This window comes from Pseudomonas sp. KBN10P06128 (assembly GCF_037574945.1).
GTDB classification, from domain to species: Bacteria; Pseudomonadota; Gammaproteobacteria; order Pseudomonadales; family Pseudomonadaceae; genus Pseudomonas; species Pseudomonas aeruginosa.
This window is the reverse complement of the sequence record NZ_JBBELR010000001.1, coordinates 55746-71274: the sequence shown is the minus strand read 5'-3', so window position 1 is coordinate 71274 and position 15529 is coordinate 55746. Positions and strand designations below refer to the sequence as shown.

The following is a 15529-nucleotide window of genomic DNA, read 5'->3' as shown; positions in this document are numbered from 1 at the left end:
AGCGCTCAGCCTGCCAACTGCTCCCGCAACCATTGCGCCAGGCGCCCGGCACGCGGATCGTGCAGGCGCGCCGGTACCCACAGAGCCAGGCGCGCATCGGTCTCGATGAAGCCCCAGGGCGCCGCCAGGCGGCCCGCGGCGAGATCGTCGCGGACCAGCGCCTCCGGGGCGATGGCCACGCCGAGGCCCGCCACCGCCGCTTCCAGCAGGTAGTAGAGATGCTCGAACCCCTGGCCATAGCGCAGCGCCTCCGCCGCCAGCCCCTGGCTCGCGGCCCAGGCCGGCCAGGCCTGGGGTCGCGAGGCGGTATGCAGCAGCGGCTCCTGCAACAGCCGCGCGGCGGGCGCCTGGGCCAGGCCGGTTTCCTGCGCCAGGCGCGGGCTGACCACCGGGCCCATGCGCTCGGGCGCCAGTTCGAAGACCTGCATGTCCGCCGGCCAGGGCGGCTCGGCGAACCAGAGCATGGCGTCCAGGCCGGGACGACGCGGATCGAACTCGCCCTCGCTGGTGGACAGTTGCAGGCGCAGGTCGGGGAGGGCACGGTTGAGCTGGTCCAGTCGCGGGATGAACCAGCGCGCCAGCAGGCTGCCGGGTACGCCGAGGACGAACGGGGCCTCGGCGGTCTGCCGGCGCAGCTCGGCACAGACGCCACGCAGTCGCTCGAACGCATCGCCGCAGACGTCACGCAGGCGAACGCCGGAATCGGTGAGTTTTACGCCGCGCCCATCCTTGCCGAACAGGGCCACCCCGAGATCGTCCTCGAGCAACCGCACCTGCCGGCTCACGGCGCCATGGGTAACGTGCAGTTCCTCGGCCGCCAGGCTGATGCTGTGCAACCGGGCAGCGGCTTCGAAAGCGCGCAGGGCATTCAGGGAAGGGAGGTCGCGGCTCATGGCTATTCGTGAGTTTTCCTGACGGGTTTGAGCAATCTTATCGGTTTCTTTTACCCGGCGGGGGGATTAGATTCTGCCCATACGTCATTTCCTGGAGCCCTCCATGACTTCCTATCGCAACGGCCCCGACGCCAAGGGCCTGTTCGGCCGCTTCGGCGGCCAGTACGTCGCCGAGACCCTGATGCCGCTGATCCTCGACCTCGCCCGCGAGTACGAGAAGGCCAAGGACGACCCGGCGTTCCAAGAGGAACTGGCCTACTTCCAGCGCGACTACGTCGGTCGGCCGAGCCCGCTGTACTTCGCCGAGCGCCTGACCGAGCACTGCGGCGGGGCGAAGATCTACCTCAAGCGCGAGGAGCTGAACCATACCGGCGCGCACAAGATCAACAACTGCATCGGCCAGATCCTCCTGGCCCGGCGCATGGGCAAGAAACGCATCATCGCCGAGACCGGCGCCGGCATGCACGGCGTGGCCACCGCCACTGTCGCCGCGCGTTTCGGCCTGCAGTGCGTGATCTACATGGGCACCACCGACACCGACCGGCAGCAGGCCAACGTCTTCCGCATGAAGCTGCTGGGCGCCGAGGTGATCCCGGTGACCGCCGGCACCGGTACCCTGAAGGACGCCATGAACGAGGCGCTGCGCGATTGGGTGACCAACGTCGATAGCACCTTCTACCTGATCGGCACGGTCGCCGGCCCGCATCCGTACCCGGCGATGGTCCGCGACTTCCAGGCGGTGATCGGCAAGGAAACCCGCGAGCAACTGGCCGAGAAGGAAGGGCGCCTGCCCGATTCGCTGGTCGCCTGCATCGGCGGCGGCTCCAACGCCATGGGCCTGTTCCACCCGTTCCTCGACGACGCCGGGGTGCAGATCGTCGGCGTGGAAGCCGCCGGCCACGGCATCGACACCGGCAAGCACGCGGCCAGCCTGAACGGCGGGGTTCCCGGCGTGCTGCACGGCAACCGCACCTTCCTGCTGCAGGATGCGGATGGCCAGATCATCGACGCACACTCCATCTCCGCCGGCCTCGACTATCCCGGCATCGGCCCGGAACACGCCTGGCTGCACGACACCGGCCGCGTCGAGTACACCTCGATCACCGACGACGAAGCCCTGGAGGCCTTCCACACCTGCTGCCGCCTCGAAGGCATCATCCCGGCACTGGAAAGCTCCCATGCCCTGGCCGAGGTCTTCAAGCGTGCGCCCAGCCTGCCCAAGGAGCACATCATGGTGGTGAACCTGTCCGGTCGCGGCGACAAGGACATGCAGACCGTCATGCACCACATGCAACAGGAGTCGAAAGCATGAGCCGCCTGCAGACCCGCTTCGCCCAGCTCAAGCAGGAAAACCGCGCCGCCCTGGTGACCTTCGTCACCGCCGGCGACCCGGACTACGCGTCTTCCCTGGAAATCCTCAAAGGCCTGCCGGCGGCCGGAGCCGACGTGATCGAACTGGGCATGCCGTTCACCGATCCGATGGCGGACGGCCCGGCCATCCAGTTGGCCAACATCCGCGCCCTCGACGGCGGCCAGACCCTGGCCAGGACGTTGCAGATGGTCCGCGAATTCCGCAGCGGCGACAGCGAGACACCCCTGGTGCTGATGGGCTACTTCAACCCGATCCACCACTACGGCGTCGAGCGCTTCATCGCCGAGGCGAAGGAGGTGGGGGTGGACGGCCTGATCGTGGTCGACCTGCCGCCGGAGCACAACGAAGACCTCTGCCACCCGGCCCAGGCCGCCGGCCTCGACTTCATCCGCCTGACCACCCCGACCACCGGCGACCAGCGCCTGCCGACGGTGCTCGAAGGCAGTTCCGGGTTTGTCTACTACGTGTCGGTGGCCGGCGTCACCGGCGCCAACGCGGCGACCCTGGAACACGTCGAGGAAGCGGTGGCGCGCCTGCGCCGGCATACCGACCTGCCGATCGGTATCGGCTTCGGCATCCGCAGCGCCGAACACGCCGCCGCGGTCGCGCGGTTGGCCGACGGCGTGGTGGTCGGCTCGGCGCTGATCGACCGGATCGCCAAGGCCCGCGACAATGCCCAGGCGGTCAAGGATGTCCTCGCCCTGTGCGGCGAGCTGGCCGAAGGCGTGCGCAACGCACGCTGACAGACCCTGACAGCGGCATTCGCCAGGCGCAGGCAACCCGCTGCGCCTGGCCTTGCGTTGCACGCTGCCAGAACCGTGAGGAAAAATTCACGGTCACTTTCAGAAACGTCTTATTGTCCGCCGACTCTGCCGAAGCCTTGAATAGCGCCTCACCCAAATAGCCAACGCATTCAAAGAAGGTTCGCATGAGTAAGGTGCTGATCGTCGATGATCATCCCGCTATCCGCCTGGCCGTGCGCTTGCTGTTCGAGCGCGACGGTTTCACCATCGTCGGCGAGGCCGACAACGGTGCCGAAGCCCTGCAGGTAGCCCGCAAGAAGTCTCCCGACCTGGCCATCCTGGACATCGGCATCCCCAAGATCGACGGTCTCGAAGTGATAGCCCGCCTGAAGTCCCTGAAGCTGGACACCAAGGTCCTGGTCCTGACCCGGCAGAATCCGGCGCAGTTCGCCCCGCGCTGCCTGCAGGCCGGCGCCATGGGCTTCGTCAGCAAAAGGGAAAACCTCTCCGAGCTGCTGCTCGCCGCCAAGGCCGTGCTGGCCGGCTACATCCACTTCCCCACCGGGGCGTTGCGCAGCATCAACCAGCAGAGCCGCGACAACGAGGCCCGCATGCTGGAAAGCCTTTCCGACCGCGAGATGACCGTGCTGCAGTACCTGGCCAACGGCAACACCAACAAGGCCATCGCCCAGCAGCTGTTCCTCAGCGAGAAAACCGTGAGCACCTACAAGTCACGCATCATGCTGAAACTCAACGCCCATTCCCTGGCCGGCCTGATCGATTTCGCCCGCCGCCACGAGCTGATCTGAGGATCCCATGCGAACGTTCGACCTGACCGCCGCCCTGGGCGACCGCGCCAACCAACCGGAAATCAGCCGCCTGCTCGTCGCGCAGCTGATGACCAGCAACAACGAAGACACCCGCAAGCTGCGGCGCGCCCAGGAGCGCGAGCAGACCCAGGAACTCAACGAGCTGGCGCACCGCCTGGCGGGCATGGCCTCGCTGATCCACGCCCACGCCGTGGAACGCGCCTGCCACCAGCTGGAGATCGCCTGCGGCGAAAGCTCCGTGCGCAAGCTCGCCGATGCCGTCGACGACCTGGTGACGGCACTGGGCGAGCTGCAATGCGAACTGCACGACTGGATGACGATGACCGCGCCTCAAGGCACGGCGAAGTCATAGCGTTGCGGGCCTTCGTCCAGGATCGACAGGTCCAGCGGGCGAATGGCTCCCATCCAGATGGCTCGGTCGCGATGGTCGAGCAGATCGTTGCCGGTGACCGGGTGGATGAACACCACCAGGTCCTGCCGATGGATGGCCAGCCAGGGCACCAGCTCGCCGAACACCTCGGGAGCGAATGCCAGCTGGCAGCTCCAGTCCGGATGCGGCCCTACCGGCCGCTCATGGATCCGCCCCATCTTCAGCGGAAAGCGCCGCGCCGCCTCTTCGCAAAGGGCGCGGGCTCGCTCGATGCTCTGCGCATCGAAATAGACGTGAGCATGGAAGCCCTGGATGCGGGGGGTGGAATACTCGTTCATCGTCACCTCTTCAAGCGCCGCCGGCCTGCAACTCGGCCTGCAGCCAGTCGACGAAACCGTCGACCAGCCGCTGGCGCCGCTTGCGCTCCGGCAATACCGCATAGTACCCGTATCGCGACAGGCAGCTCTCGCCAATGGGCCGGCAAAGCAGCCCCTGTTCGAGCAGGCCGTCGACCAGGTGGCGCCAGCCGATGGCCACGCCCTGGCCGGCGATGGCCGCCTGGATCAGCAAGGTGTAGTTGTCGAAGCTGAGCACCGCCGGAATCGGCTGCCGATCGATGGCCAACGCTTCGAACAACGCCGGCCAGTCGAACCAGCGGGCGTGCTGCGCCGGCTTCAGATGCAGCATCGGCAGGCGCGCCAGGTGCGCCTTGGCCAGCGGCAACTGCAATCCCTCGACCAGCCGCGGGCTACAGACCGGGAACACCTCCTCGCGAAACAGCCGGTGCGCTTCGCCGTGCTTGGAACGACCGTCGCCGAACAGGATCGCCACGTCGATATCGCCGCGCTGGCCGGCCAGGCCGCGCTCGCTGGTCACCAGGCTCACGTCCAAGTGCGGATGGGCCTGGTGGAAGCGCGGAAGGCGCGGCATCAGCCAGTAGGCAGCGAAGGCGTAGTCGGTGGCCACCTGGAGCACCTCGTGGCGCTGGCGCGCGCCCAGCGCGGCGATGCCGGCATCGATCGTCTCGAGGCCGGCGGCCACGTGGCGGAGCAGGAGCTGGCCGGCGTCGGTGAGCACGATGCCTCGATGGACGCGCTGGAACAGAGGGGTCGCCAGCTCCTTCTCCAGGCGTTTGATCTGCTGGCTGACCGCAGGCTGGGTGGTCCCCAGCTCCTCGGCGGCAGCGGTGAAGCTGAGCTGGCGGGCGGCGGACTCGAATACCCGGAGCAGGTCGAGGGACAGCGGCATGAGGCGTTCTCCCATAAGCCAGGCTTATCCAACGCATCCAGCCCCATGCGGTTTACCAGGGATTTCGATGCACTGATGATCGACGCAGCACTATCGCATAACCCAATCGCATGGGATAAGCCGCCCGATGAAGACCTCGCCGAACATCCTGTTCATCATGGCCGACCAGATGGCCGCGCCGCTGCTGCCGCTTCACGATCCGCGCTCGGTGCTGCGCATGCCTCACCTCTCGCGCCTCGCCGAACGGGCCGTGGTGTTCGACTCGGCGTACTGCAACAGCCCGCTCTGCGCGCCGTCGCGCTTCACCCTGGTCAGCGGTCGCTTGCCTACCCGCATCGGCGCCTGGGACAACGCCGCTGACTTCGCCGCCGATACCCCCACCTACGCCCACTACCTGCGCAACCTCGGCTATCGCACGGCGCTGTCGGGCAAGATGCACTTCTGCGGTCCCGACCAGTTGCACGGCTACGAGGAACGCCTGACCAGCGACATCTATCCGGCGGACTATGGCTGGGCGGTGAACTGGGACGAGCCGGAGGTGCGCCCGAGCTGGTACCACAACATGTCCTCGGTTTTGCAGGCCGGTCCCTGCGTGCGCACCAACCAGCTGGACTTCGACGAGGAGGTGGTGTTCAAGGCCCGCCAGTACCTCTACGACCATGTTCGCCAGCACGCCGGCCAGCCATTCTGCCTGACCGTGTCGATGACCCATCCGCACGACCCCTACAGCATCCCGGCGAGCTACTGGAATCTCTACCGCGACGAGGACATCCCGCTGCCGCGCCAGCGCTTCGCCCAGGAGGAGCAGGACCCTCATTCGCAACGCCTGCTGAAGGTCATCGACCTGTGGGACAAGCCGTTGCCCGAGGAGCGCATCCGCGCCGCCCGGCGTGCCTACTTCGGCGCCTGCAGCTACGTCGACGCGCAGATCGGTGCGCTGCTGGCGACCCTGGAGGAATGCGGGCTGGCCGACGACACCATCGTGGTGTTCTCCGGCGACCATGGCGACATGCTCGGCGAGCGCGGCCTCTGGTACAAGATGCACTGGTTCGAGATGGCCGCGCGCGTGCCGCTGCTGGTCCATGCGCCGGCGCGCTTCGCGCCGCGCCGCATCGGCGCTTCGGTATCCACCGTGGACCTGCTGCCGACCCTGGTGGAGCTGGCCGGCGGCCAGGTCGATCCACGCCTGCCGCTGGAAGGCCGCTCGCTGCTGCCGCACCTGCGCGACGGCAGCGGGCATGACGAGGTGATCGGCGAATACACCGCCGAGGGCACCCTCAGCCCGCTGATGATGATCCGCCGCGGCGACTACAAGTTCATCTACTCCGAGCAGGACCCCTGCCTGCTCTACGACCTGCGCAACGACCCGCAGGAGCGCGAGAACCTCGCCGCCAGTCCGGCCCATCGCGGAACGTTCGAGGCGTTCCTCGACGAGGCCCGGCGACGCTGGGACATCCCCGCGATCACCCGCGCCGTACTCGACAGCCAGCGCCGCCGACGCCTGGTGGCCGCCGCGCTGGCGCGAGGGCGGCTGGCCAGCTGGGACCACCAGCCGTGGGTCGACGCCAGCCAGCAGTACATGCGCAACCATATCGACCTGGACGATCTCGAGCGCCGCGCGCGCTTCCCGCAACCCTGAGCACGAGGGCACTTCCATGAACCGGCTTCCCACCTGCCTGCTGGCCGCCACCCTGTTCCTGGGCAGCGCCTCGCTATACGCCGAAGACCCCGCCTGTGCCCGCGTCAGGCTGGCCGATCCAGGCTGGAGCGATATCGCGGTGACCAACGCCACCGCCGCGTTTCTCCTGGAAAGCCTCGGCTACCAGGTGAAGATCGATACCCTGTCGGTGCCGATCATCTATGGCGGCCTGCGCGACGGCCAGGTGGACGCCTTCCTCGGCGGCTGGATGCCCGCGCACCAGGACTATCACGACAAGTTCGTCGCCAGCGGCCAGGTCGAACGCCTCGCTCGCAACCTCGATGGCACCCGCTTCACCCTGGCGGTGCCGCGCTACGTCTGGGACGCCGGCGTACACCGCTTCGAAGACCTCGCCGCGCAAGGGCAACGCTTCAACCGCAAGCTGTACGGGATCGGCTCCGGCGCGCCGGCCAATCAGTCGATCCAGAAGATGATCGACGCCAACCAGTTCGGCCTCGGCGACTGGAAGCTGGTGGAGTCCAGCGAGCAGGCGATGCTCGCCGAACTCGGCCGGGCCGAGAAGCGCCAGCGCTGGCTGGTGTTCCTCGGCTGGACGCCGCACCCGATGAACATCCGCCATGACCTGCGCTACCTGGAAGGCGGTGAGCAGTACTTCGGCGACCGCGGCCAGGTCTACACCCTGGCACGCAAGGGCTACGCCGCGCAGTGCCCGAACCCGGCGCGGCTGCTGGCCAACCTGCGCTTCGACCTGGATATGGAGAACCGCCTGATGAGTGACGCGCTGGAAGGCACGGCGACTCCGGCCTCGGCGACCCGCGCCTGGCTCAAGGCCAACCCGCGGGTGCTCGAGGCCTGGCTGCAAGGGGTGACCAGCCGCGACGGCGGCGACGCCCTGGCCGCGGTTCGCGGCCAGCCATAGCGCCATGTGGACGCGCCTGCTGCCGTTCCTCGCCTGGCTACCGGGGCTACGCCGGGGCACGCTCAGGCGCGAGGCCTGGGTCGGCCTGAATGGCGCGATCCTGGCACTGCCGCAATCGATGGCCTATGCGCTGATCGCCGGCCTGCCAGCGGAGTACGGCCTGTACGCGGCGATGCTGCCAGTGGCGATCGCCTGCCTGTGGGGCTCGTCGCGCTACCTGGTGAGCGGTCCCACCGCGGCGATCTCGGTGCTGCTGTTCAGTTCGGTGGCCCCCCTGGCGCCGCTGGGCAGCCCGCAATACGTCCAGGCCGTGCTGCTGCTGACCTTTCTCGCCGGCGCCTTCCAGTGGCTGCTCGGCGTCCTGCGCGTCGGGTCGCTGGTCAATTTCGTCTCGCATTCGGTGATGCTCGGCTTCACCCTTGGCGCGGCGCTGCTGATCGTCCTCGGCCAACTGCCCTATCTTCTCGGCCTGGCCGCGAGCGGGGAGGGCGCAGCGCCGGGAAACGGCTGGCGGCTGCTGGCGCGGTTCGCCGAGTTCGATGGCCCATCGCTGCTGGTGGGCGGCTTCAGCTTCGCGCTCAGCCTGCTGGTCAGGCGCCTGCGACCGCGCTGGCCGGCCCTGCTGCTTGGCTTGCTGGGCGGTGCCACGCTGGTCTGGGCGCTACCCGGGACCTTCGCCTCGGTAGCCCATGTGCAGGCCTTATCGAGTGCACTGCCGGGTTGGAATCCGCTGGTCTTCGATTCCCGATCGATCCTCGACCTGTTACCTGCGGCGGTGGCCTGCGGCATGCTCGGGCTGGTCACCAGCCTGTCGATCGCCCGCGCCCTGGCCGCGCGCCAGGGAGACGCGTTCGATGCCAACCAGGAGGTCCGCGCCCAGGGTCTGTCGAACCTGCTCGGGCCTTGGCTGTCGGCGAGCCTGTCGGCGGGTTCCTTCACCCGCTCCGGGCTCAATCTGGAAGCTGGTGCGCGCTCCCCGCTGGCGGGTGCGTTTTCGGCGCTCTGGGTGGCCCTGCTGGCCGTGCTCGGTGCGCGCCTGATCGAACATGTACCGTTGCCGGCGATGGCCGCAGGCATCCTGCTGATCGCCTGGGGCCTGATCGACCGCCCGGCGCTCCGTGCGCTCTACCGCAGCGGCCGCGCCGAATGCCTGGTGGCCGGCCTAACCGCCCTGGCCACGCTGCTGTTGCCGCTGCAGAACGCCATCTACGCGGGAGTGCTGGCGTCGCTGTTCTTCTACCTGCGGCGCACCTCGACACCACGCGTACTGCGCCAGCGCAACGACGAGGAAGAAGTGCTACGCATCGAAGGCTCGATCTTCTTCGGCGCCTGCGACTACCTGCAACGCCTCATGCGCCAATGTGACAGGCCACGGCTGGTGCTGGACGCCCGCCAGGTGAACTTCATCGACTTCGCCGGCGCAGTGCTGTTGCAGCAGGAAGCCCGCCGCCTGCACGCCGAGGGACGCCGCCTGGTATTGCGCCACGCTCGCCCGCAGGTCCGCGAAGCGCTGGGCCGGCAGGCCGACGAAGGCTGCCGCCTGCACTACGAAGGCTGACGCTCAGGGCGCCGCCGGCGATGTCGGTGCGCTGTCGCCGGGCAGCAGTTGCGGCGATTCCCGCTGCAGCTTGTCGCGCATCATCTCCAACTGTCCAAGGGCGGCGCGAGCCTCGTCGATTTCCTCGGCGCTGCGCTCGCCACCCTGTTCGGCCGCCTCGATCCGCGCGCGGATTTCCGGGATCTGCTGTACGCCGCTGGTGTAGGCCTGTACCAGTTCGCGGGTCTGTCGTTCCTCGAAGGCCTGGTACTGCTTCGGATCGGCCAGCTCCTGCGCCGTCGCGCCCTGGCGTGGTTGCAGGCCGCCGAGCGGCGGGCTGCGCGGGTCGCCCTCGTCGCGCAGCATCTGCATGAACTGGATCGCCTGCTCGCGATCCAGTTCCGCCGCCGGCGGCTTCGCCTCGTACGCCGGTGCCACCGCTTGCGATCGTACCGGCGCCAGCGGCGGCGGACGGTCGTCGACCGCGGGCAGCGCCGCAAGCGTCCTGGCTGGCGGCGGAGAAGACGAGGAAGCGGCCATATCGGCGGGCGCCAGCAACACGCCGGCGCAGGCCAGGGCGATCGCCAGCCCGCTGCAGCCGAGGGCAACGCCGAGCCAGCGCTTCACAGGCCTTCCACCCTGGCGCCGGCCAGCAGGTTGCGCAGGCGCGTCTCGAACTGTGCTGCCAGTTGCTCGCGCGCCACCGCCTGGTTCACCTCGAAGCGCACGCTGCGGTCGTCGAGGGGCAACTGGCGATCCTCGCGGCTACGCACCCGGACGATCTCGAACGCGCCGTCGATGCGCATCGGCTGGGAAACCGTATCGGCCTTCTGGATCAGCGCAGTCTTGCGCAGCAGGTCGAGCCGGCCGTCCTGGGGCCGTATCAGGCCTAGGTCGCCGGGCGGGTCGCGGTCCCTGTCGTCGGCCAGGGAATAGCGGCGTACCGCCTCGTCGAAGGCCAGGCCGTTGCGCAACTCGGCGTAGACCTTGTCCGCGCTCGCCTGGTCGGCCAGGCGGATATGCGCCGCCTGCACCTGCGCGACGTTGCGGTAACGCTCCAGGTTGCGCCGATAGTAGGCCTCGGCGTCCTTGTCACTGACCTTGCCGGCGAGTTCCCGCAGCGCATCGGACTCATGGTGGAAATCACTGTAGAGGCCGATCTGGTGCAGATAGCGATGGCGCACCAGCTTGTCCCGCACCAGGGTCCTCACGCCCTGCCGCTCTGCCGGGCCGAAGCCGTCCCGGGCCAGGCGGTACCAGAGGTAGTCGCGGCGGATGCGGGTCTGGACCTGGCGCGCCAGGTAGGCGAGGTTGCCCTGTTGCAATTCCACCTGGCCCTGGACGTTGTCGCCTTCGTACAGCGATAGCAGGTCGAGGACCTGTGCCGGCTGGCCGGGAAACTGCCAGCCGATCAGCTCGACCCCGGCCGCCTCGCGGCGCTGCGTCTCATCCAGCAGCAGGCTGTTTTCCACCAGGCCGCGGCTCCTCGGCGCCAGCACCTCGCGCAAACGCTCCGCGCTCAGGGCCCGGGGCTGGCGCAGGTATGGCCCGAGGTCTTCGCGGTAGCGCCTGCCGTATACCTGTTCGAGCAGGTTGCCGGCCTCGATCTCCACGCTGGCGTCGAGATCGGCGCGGCTCTGCGCGGTGAGCTGGTCTTCCACCGCGCGCGCCAGCAGGCGGTTTTCCACCAGGCCACGGCGCAACTGCTGCGGGTCGGTGTTGAACTTGACCCGCGACAGGGCTTGCTCGAGCAGGTCGACGCTTTTCCCCGGCAGCACCTCGCCGTCGATCCGCAGATCCTGCGGCGCGTTGGCGGGGACGCCATGGGCGCTCCACGCCAGCAGCCCGAGGGCGACCCCGCACAGTGCGCGACGCCAGCCCCGAGCGCGGTCAGAGAGCAGTCTGTGCATCGAAGCTGTTGGCGCCCTTGGTCAGTACGGTGACGGTCAGGGCGATGGACTCGGGAATAAGCTCCTTCGCCACCCGCAGGCGCGTCTCGTAGCTGGTGTCGTAGAGCGGCTCGGGACGCGCGTAGGCGACCTGGCCGGTCTGGGTGAGCAGGTCGCGGATGCTCTTGCTCGGATCGTAGCGCCCCACCAGGTTGGCCACCGCCGCCGGGTCGTTGAGCTTCTCGCTGGCGTAGTGGTCGTCGACCCAGCCTTCCCAGCTGGAATGGCCGTTGGCCGAGGTGATCCACACATGGTGCGGCTGGGCCACGTCGCCGGTGGCGTGCAGGGCATAGCCGATGGTCTGCAGCGAAGGTGCGGCGCGGAACTGCTCGAACCAGTAGGTGGCGAGGTTGTCGATCGGCTGGAAGGCGGCGGTCTGGAAGTCGCCGTAGTGCTCCTGCCAGTCCGAGCGGGTGCCCTGGCGGTAGTGCGCCTCGGTGGTGTCGAAGTCCTCGCGCTTCAGCTCGCGGTTGTAGAGATAGACCATGGCGTACCAGTCGACGTCGGCGATGCCGCCGTCGACCTTGTGGTAGCGGTAGTCGTAGCCGCCGTGGGGGTTGCCATGGGAGTCGCCGTCCCGGGCCAGGTTGAGGAAGTGCCAGTACGAGGTGTAGTTGACGATGCCCGAAGCCGCGCCCCACAGCGGCGCGTGTTCGTAGCCGACCCACCAGCCCCCGAGACGGGTGTCCTTGAAGTCGTCCACGTCGAAGGCCGCCTGGCCGAGGATCTCCCCGGCCTGCGCCTCGCTGCCGGCGGCGCTCACGTAGAACCGGTAGGCCTGACGCATCTCCTCGGTGGCGTAGGAGGAGTTCATGAAGGCCAGGGCGTCCTTGACGATGTTCTTATGGGTCGGTTGCGACCAGGCGTTGGCCTGGCTGGCGATGGCGCAGATGCAGAGACCGGCGGCCAGGCGGGCGAAGGTTTTCATCGGCAGCGCTCGAGAGTGAGTGAAGCCTGAAGTCTTAACCCGGTTTTGTGATTCCTACATGTCAGATGGAAACCGATTTGAGACGTACGTCTCAAATGCTGCCTGACAACTCAGACAGTTGCCAATTGCCGGCGCAGCGTCTCCAACACCGGCGCCGAGGCAGGACGCACGCCACGCCAGAGGAAGAATGCCTCGGCGGCCTGCTCCACCAGCATGCCCAGGCCATCCAGGGTACGCGCCGCACCGCGTTCGGCGGCCCAGCGGTTGAAGGCGGTCGGTTCCTTGGCATACATCATGTCGTAGCAGACGGTACGGCCGGGCTCGATCACGCTCTGCGCCAGCGGCGGCACGTCGCCGGCAAGACTGGCCGAGGTGCCGTTGACGACCAGGTCGAAAGGCCCTTCGACCTCGGCGAAACCGCAGCCGCGCACCGCGCCGAGATCGGCGAACCGCTCGGCCAGATCCACGGCCTTCCGCGCCGTGCGGTTGGCGATCAGCAACTCCGCCGGGCACTCGCCGAGGAAGGGTTCGAGCACCCCGCGCACCGCACCGCCGGCGCCGAGCAGGAGAACCCGCTTGCCGCGCAGCTCGACCCCGGCGTTCGCCGTCAGGTCCCGCAGCAAGCCCGCGCCGTCGGTGTTGTCGCCGCGCAGGCGACCGTCGGCCAGGCGGATCAGGGTGTTCACCGCCCCGGCCCGGGTGGCCCGCTCGCTCAATTCGTCCACCAGACGATAGGCCTCTTCCTTGAACGGCACGGTGACATTGGCGCCCTTGCCCTGCTCGAAGAAGCGCCGGGCGAACCCGGGGAAATCGTCCAGCGGCGCCAGCTGCGCGTCATAGACCAGCGCCTCGCCGGTCTGCTCGGCGAACAGGCGGTGGATCAGCGGCGACTTGCTGTGGCCGATGGGGTTGCCGAATACGCAATAGCGGTCCATGGGTCGTTCCTTTGCCGGGGTGGGACGGGACGAGCGGACTCGTCCCCTGCGGGCGGGTCAGGGCTGGCCGGCGAGCCAATCGCGGTCGGCGAGGAAATACTCGGTCAGGCGCGCTTCCTCGCTGCCCGGCTCGGGTTTCCAGTCATAGCCCCAGCGCACCTGCGGCGGCAACGACATCAGGATCGATTCGGTACGGCCGCCGGACTGCAGGCCGAACAGGGTGCCACGATCGAAGACCAGGTTGAACTCCACGTAGCGACCGCGACGATAGGCCTGGAACTCTCGCTGCCGTTCATCGAACGGCGTGTGCTTGCGGCGCTGGACGATCGGCAGGTAGGCGTCGATATAGGCGTCGCCGATAGCGCGGATGAAGGCGAAGCAGGTGTCGAAGTCCCACTGGTTGAGGTCGTCGAAGAACAGGCCGCCGATGCCGCGCGGCTCGTTGCGGTGCTTGAGATGGAAGTAGCGGTCGCACCATTCCTTGTAGCGCGGGTAGACGTCCGCGCCGAACGGCGCGCAGGCGTCGCGAGCGACCCGGTGCCAATGCACGCAGTCTTCCTCGTGGGCGTAGTAGGGGGTCAGGTCGAAGCCGCCGCCGAACCACCAGACCGGCTCCTCGCCTTCCTTCTCGGCGCAGAAGAAACGCACGTTGGCATGGGAAGTCGGCACGTGGGGGTTTTCCGGATGGATCACCAGCGACACGCCGAGCGCCTGGAAACCGCGCCCGGCCAGTTCCGGCCGATGGGCGCTGGCCGAGGGCGGCAGGCTATCGCCGAAGACGTGGGAAAAATTCACCCCGCCCTTCTCGATCAATGCGCCGTCGCCGATTACCCGCGTCCGTCCGCCGCCACCGGCCGGACGCTCCCAGGCGTCCTCGGCGAAGCGGGCCTTGCCGTCCTCCGCCTCGAGGGCGGCGCAGATGCGGTCTTGCAGGTCGAGCAGGTAGGTTTTGACAGCGGCGATACGGTCGGTCACGGAGTTCACCTTGGAGCGGGGAGGCCGCGCGGGGCGCGGGCTGGCGACGAAACGAGGGCGCAAGCATACCACCCTGGATGGGTAGCCGGCGCTTGACGGCCGTCAAGGGGAAGGCTTGGATGAAGGCCTTTACCCAGGGTCGCCCACCCGGCGCGACCGTCCGAAACCCTGACGAAGCAGGAGTTCCAGCATGGCCAAGCGCATCCAGTTCGCTGCCTACGGCGGCCCCGAAGTCCTCGAATACCGCGACTACCAACCCGCCGAGCCGGGCCCCCGGGAAGTCCGCGTGCGCAATCGCGCCATTGGCCTGAACTTCATCGACACCTACTACCGTAGCGGCCTCTATCCAGCCCCCGGCTTCCCTTCGGGGCTGGGTAGCGAAGGGGCCGGCGAGGTCGAGGCGGTGGGCAGCGAAGTGACCCGTTTCAAGGTCGGCGACCGCGTCGCCTACGCCACCGGCCCGCTGGGCGCCTACAGCGAACTGCATGTGCTGGCGGAGGAGAAGCTGGTCCACCTGCCCGACGGCATCGACTTCGAACAGGCCGCCGCGGTGATGCTCAAGGGGCTCACCACCCAATACCTGCTGCGCCAGACCTACGAACTGCGGGGCGGCGAAACCATTCTCTTCCATGCCGCCGCGGGCGGCGTGGGCCTGTTCGCCTGCCAATGGGCCAAGGCCCTTGGAGTGCAACTGATCGGCACCGTCAGCTCGCCGGAAAAGGCGCGCCTGGCCAGGCAGCACGGTGCCTGGGAGACCATCGACTACAGCCACGAGAACGTGGCGCGGCGGGTGCTCGAACTGACCGACGGGAAGAAGTGCCCGGTGGTCTACGACTCGGTGGGCAAGGATACCTGGGAAACCTCGCTGGACTGCGTGGCGCCGCGCGGCTTGCTGGTCAGCTTCGGCAACGCCTCGGGGCCGGTGACCGGGGTCAACCTCGGCATCCTCTCGCAGAAGGGTTCGCTGTACGTGACCCGGCCGACCCTGGGCAGCTACGCCGATACCCCGGAAAAACTCCAGGCGATGGCCGACGAGCTGTTCGGCCTGATCGAGCGCGGCGACATCCGCATCGAGATCAACCAGCGCTTCGCCCTGGCCGAAGCAGCCAGGGCGCATACCGAACTGGCCGCACGGCGAACCACGGGCTCGACCGTACTGTTGCCCTGAAG

16 protein-coding genes are annotated in these 15529 nt (G+C 68.1%); 8 read left to right on the top strand and 8 right to left on the bottom strand.

All coding sequences use genetic code 11. The features are described from left to right. Window positions 1-5: 5 nt before the first annotated feature. On the bottom strand, window positions 6-893 hold the full coding sequence (trpI, locus tag VQ065_RS00340) for a trpBA operon transcriptional activator TrpI (RefSeq protein ID WP_003097343.1): 888 nt from the start codon (window positions 891-893) through the stop codon (window positions 6-8). A gap of 103 nt (window positions 894-996) precedes the next feature. Here trpI and trpB point away from each other — a divergent pair, with 103 nt between their 5' ends. The 4 genes from trpB (at window position 997) to VQ065_RS00320 (ending at window position 4190) form a co-directional block, all read left to right on the top strand. Continuing rightward, entirely contained in the window at window positions 997-2205 is a 1209-nt protein-coding gene (gene trpB / locus VQ065_RS00335) for a tryptophan synthase subunit beta (protein WP_340080320.1), read from the top strand. Further along, the gene (gene trpA, locus VQ065_RS00330; protein WP_003097337.1) at window positions 2202-3008 is read left to right on the top strand and encodes a tryptophan synthase subunit alpha; all 807 of its coding nucleotides are present in this window, start codon (window positions 2202-2204) and stop codon (window positions 3006-3008) included. The genes trpB and trpA overlap by 4 nt, the downstream gene beginning before the upstream one ends. A 185-nt stretch (window positions 3009-3193) precedes the next feature. Then, window positions 3194-3817 carry a response regulator transcription factor gene (locus VQ065_RS00325; RefSeq protein WP_003111192.1) on the top strand — a complete coding sequence of 208 codons (624 nt, stop codon included), beginning with the start codon at window positions 3194-3196 and terminating at the stop codon, window positions 3815-3817. Between the two features lie 7 nt (window positions 3818-3824). Next, window positions 3825-4190, top strand: coding sequence for an Hpt domain-containing protein (locus VQ065_RS00320; protein ID WP_003097330.1), 366 nt, complete (start codon window positions 3825-3827; stop codon window positions 4188-4190). Here VQ065_RS00320 and VQ065_RS00315 read toward each other — a convergent pair. Next, window positions 4169-4546, bottom strand: coding sequence for a DOPA 4,5-dioxygenase family protein (locus VQ065_RS00315; RefSeq protein ID WP_003097328.1), 378 nt, complete (start codon window positions 4544-4546; stop codon window positions 4169-4171). The genes VQ065_RS00320 and VQ065_RS00315 overlap by 22 nt on opposite strands. A gap of 10 nt (window positions 4547-4556) precedes the next feature. Then, complete coding sequence (locus tag VQ065_RS00310) at window positions 4557-5471, bottom strand: choline sulfate utilization transcriptional regulator (protein WP_003122286.1); 915 nt, start codon at window positions 5469-5471, stop codon at window positions 4557-4559. Window positions 5472-5583: 112 nt separating this feature from the next. Here VQ065_RS00310 and betC point away from each other — a divergent pair, with 112 nt between their 5' ends. Genes betC through VQ065_RS00295 form a run of 3 tightly spaced genes read left to right on the top strand, consistent with a single transcriptional unit; the run spans window position 5584 to window position 9593 of the window. Next, window positions 5584-7095, top strand: a complete 1512-nt coding sequence (gene betC / locus VQ065_RS00305; protein WP_003097323.1) for a choline-sulfatase — start codon at window positions 5584-5586, stop codon at window positions 7093-7095. 16 nt (window positions 7096-7111) lie between these two features. Continuing rightward, a complete protein-coding gene (locus VQ065_RS00300; protein WP_003097322.1) occupies window positions 7112-8035 on the top strand; it encodes a choline ABC transporter substrate-binding protein in 924 nt (307 codons plus the stop codon). Window positions 8036-8039: 4 nt separating this feature from the next. Further along, entirely contained in the window at window positions 8040-9593 is a 1554-nt protein-coding gene (locus VQ065_RS00295) for a SulP family inorganic anion transporter (RefSeq protein ID WP_003097320.1), read from the top strand. Between the two features lie 3 nt (window positions 9594-9596). On the opposite strand, the gene VQ065_RS00290 is transcribed toward VQ065_RS00295, so the two are convergent. The 5 genes from VQ065_RS00290 to hemF all read right to left on the bottom strand — a co-directional run bounded on the left by VQ065_RS00290 (window position 9597) and on the right by hemF (window position 14359). After that, window positions 9597-10199, bottom strand: coding sequence for a hypothetical protein (locus VQ065_RS00290; RefSeq protein ID WP_003097318.1), 603 nt, complete (start codon window positions 10197-10199; stop codon window positions 9597-9599). Next, window positions 10196-11482 carry a peptidylprolyl isomerase gene (locus VQ065_RS00285; protein WP_003097317.1) on the bottom strand — a complete coding sequence of 429 codons (1287 nt, stop codon included), beginning with the start codon at window positions 11480-11482 and terminating at the stop codon, window positions 10196-10198. Before VQ065_RS00285 ends, VQ065_RS00290 begins: the two co-directional genes overlap by 4 nt. After that, window positions 11463-12449, bottom strand: a complete 987-nt coding sequence (locus VQ065_RS00280; RefSeq protein ID WP_003097316.1) for a phospholipase — start codon at window positions 12447-12449, stop codon at window positions 11463-11465. The genes VQ065_RS00285 and VQ065_RS00280 overlap by 20 nt, the downstream gene beginning before the upstream one ends. Before the next feature lie 110 nt (window positions 12450-12559). Continuing rightward, window positions 12560-13384 (bottom strand): shikimate dehydrogenase, encoded by an 825-nt coding sequence (gene aroE / locus VQ065_RS00275; RefSeq protein WP_003097314.1) that lies wholly within the window; start codon window positions 13382-13384, stop codon window positions 12560-12562. A 57-nt stretch (window positions 13385-13441) separates the two neighbouring features. After that, on the bottom strand, window positions 13442-14359 hold the full coding sequence (hemF, locus tag VQ065_RS00270; RefSeq protein WP_003097311.1) for an oxygen-dependent coproporphyrinogen oxidase: 918 nt from the start codon (window positions 14357-14359) through the stop codon (window positions 13442-13444). A gap of 190 nt (window positions 14360-14549) precedes the next feature. Here hemF and VQ065_RS00265 point away from each other — a divergent pair, with 190 nt between their 5' ends. After that, entirely contained in the window at window positions 14550-15527 is a 978-nt protein-coding gene (locus VQ065_RS00265) for an NADPH:quinone reductase (protein WP_003097303.1), read from the top strand. Window positions 15528-15529 lie beyond the last annotated feature (2 nt).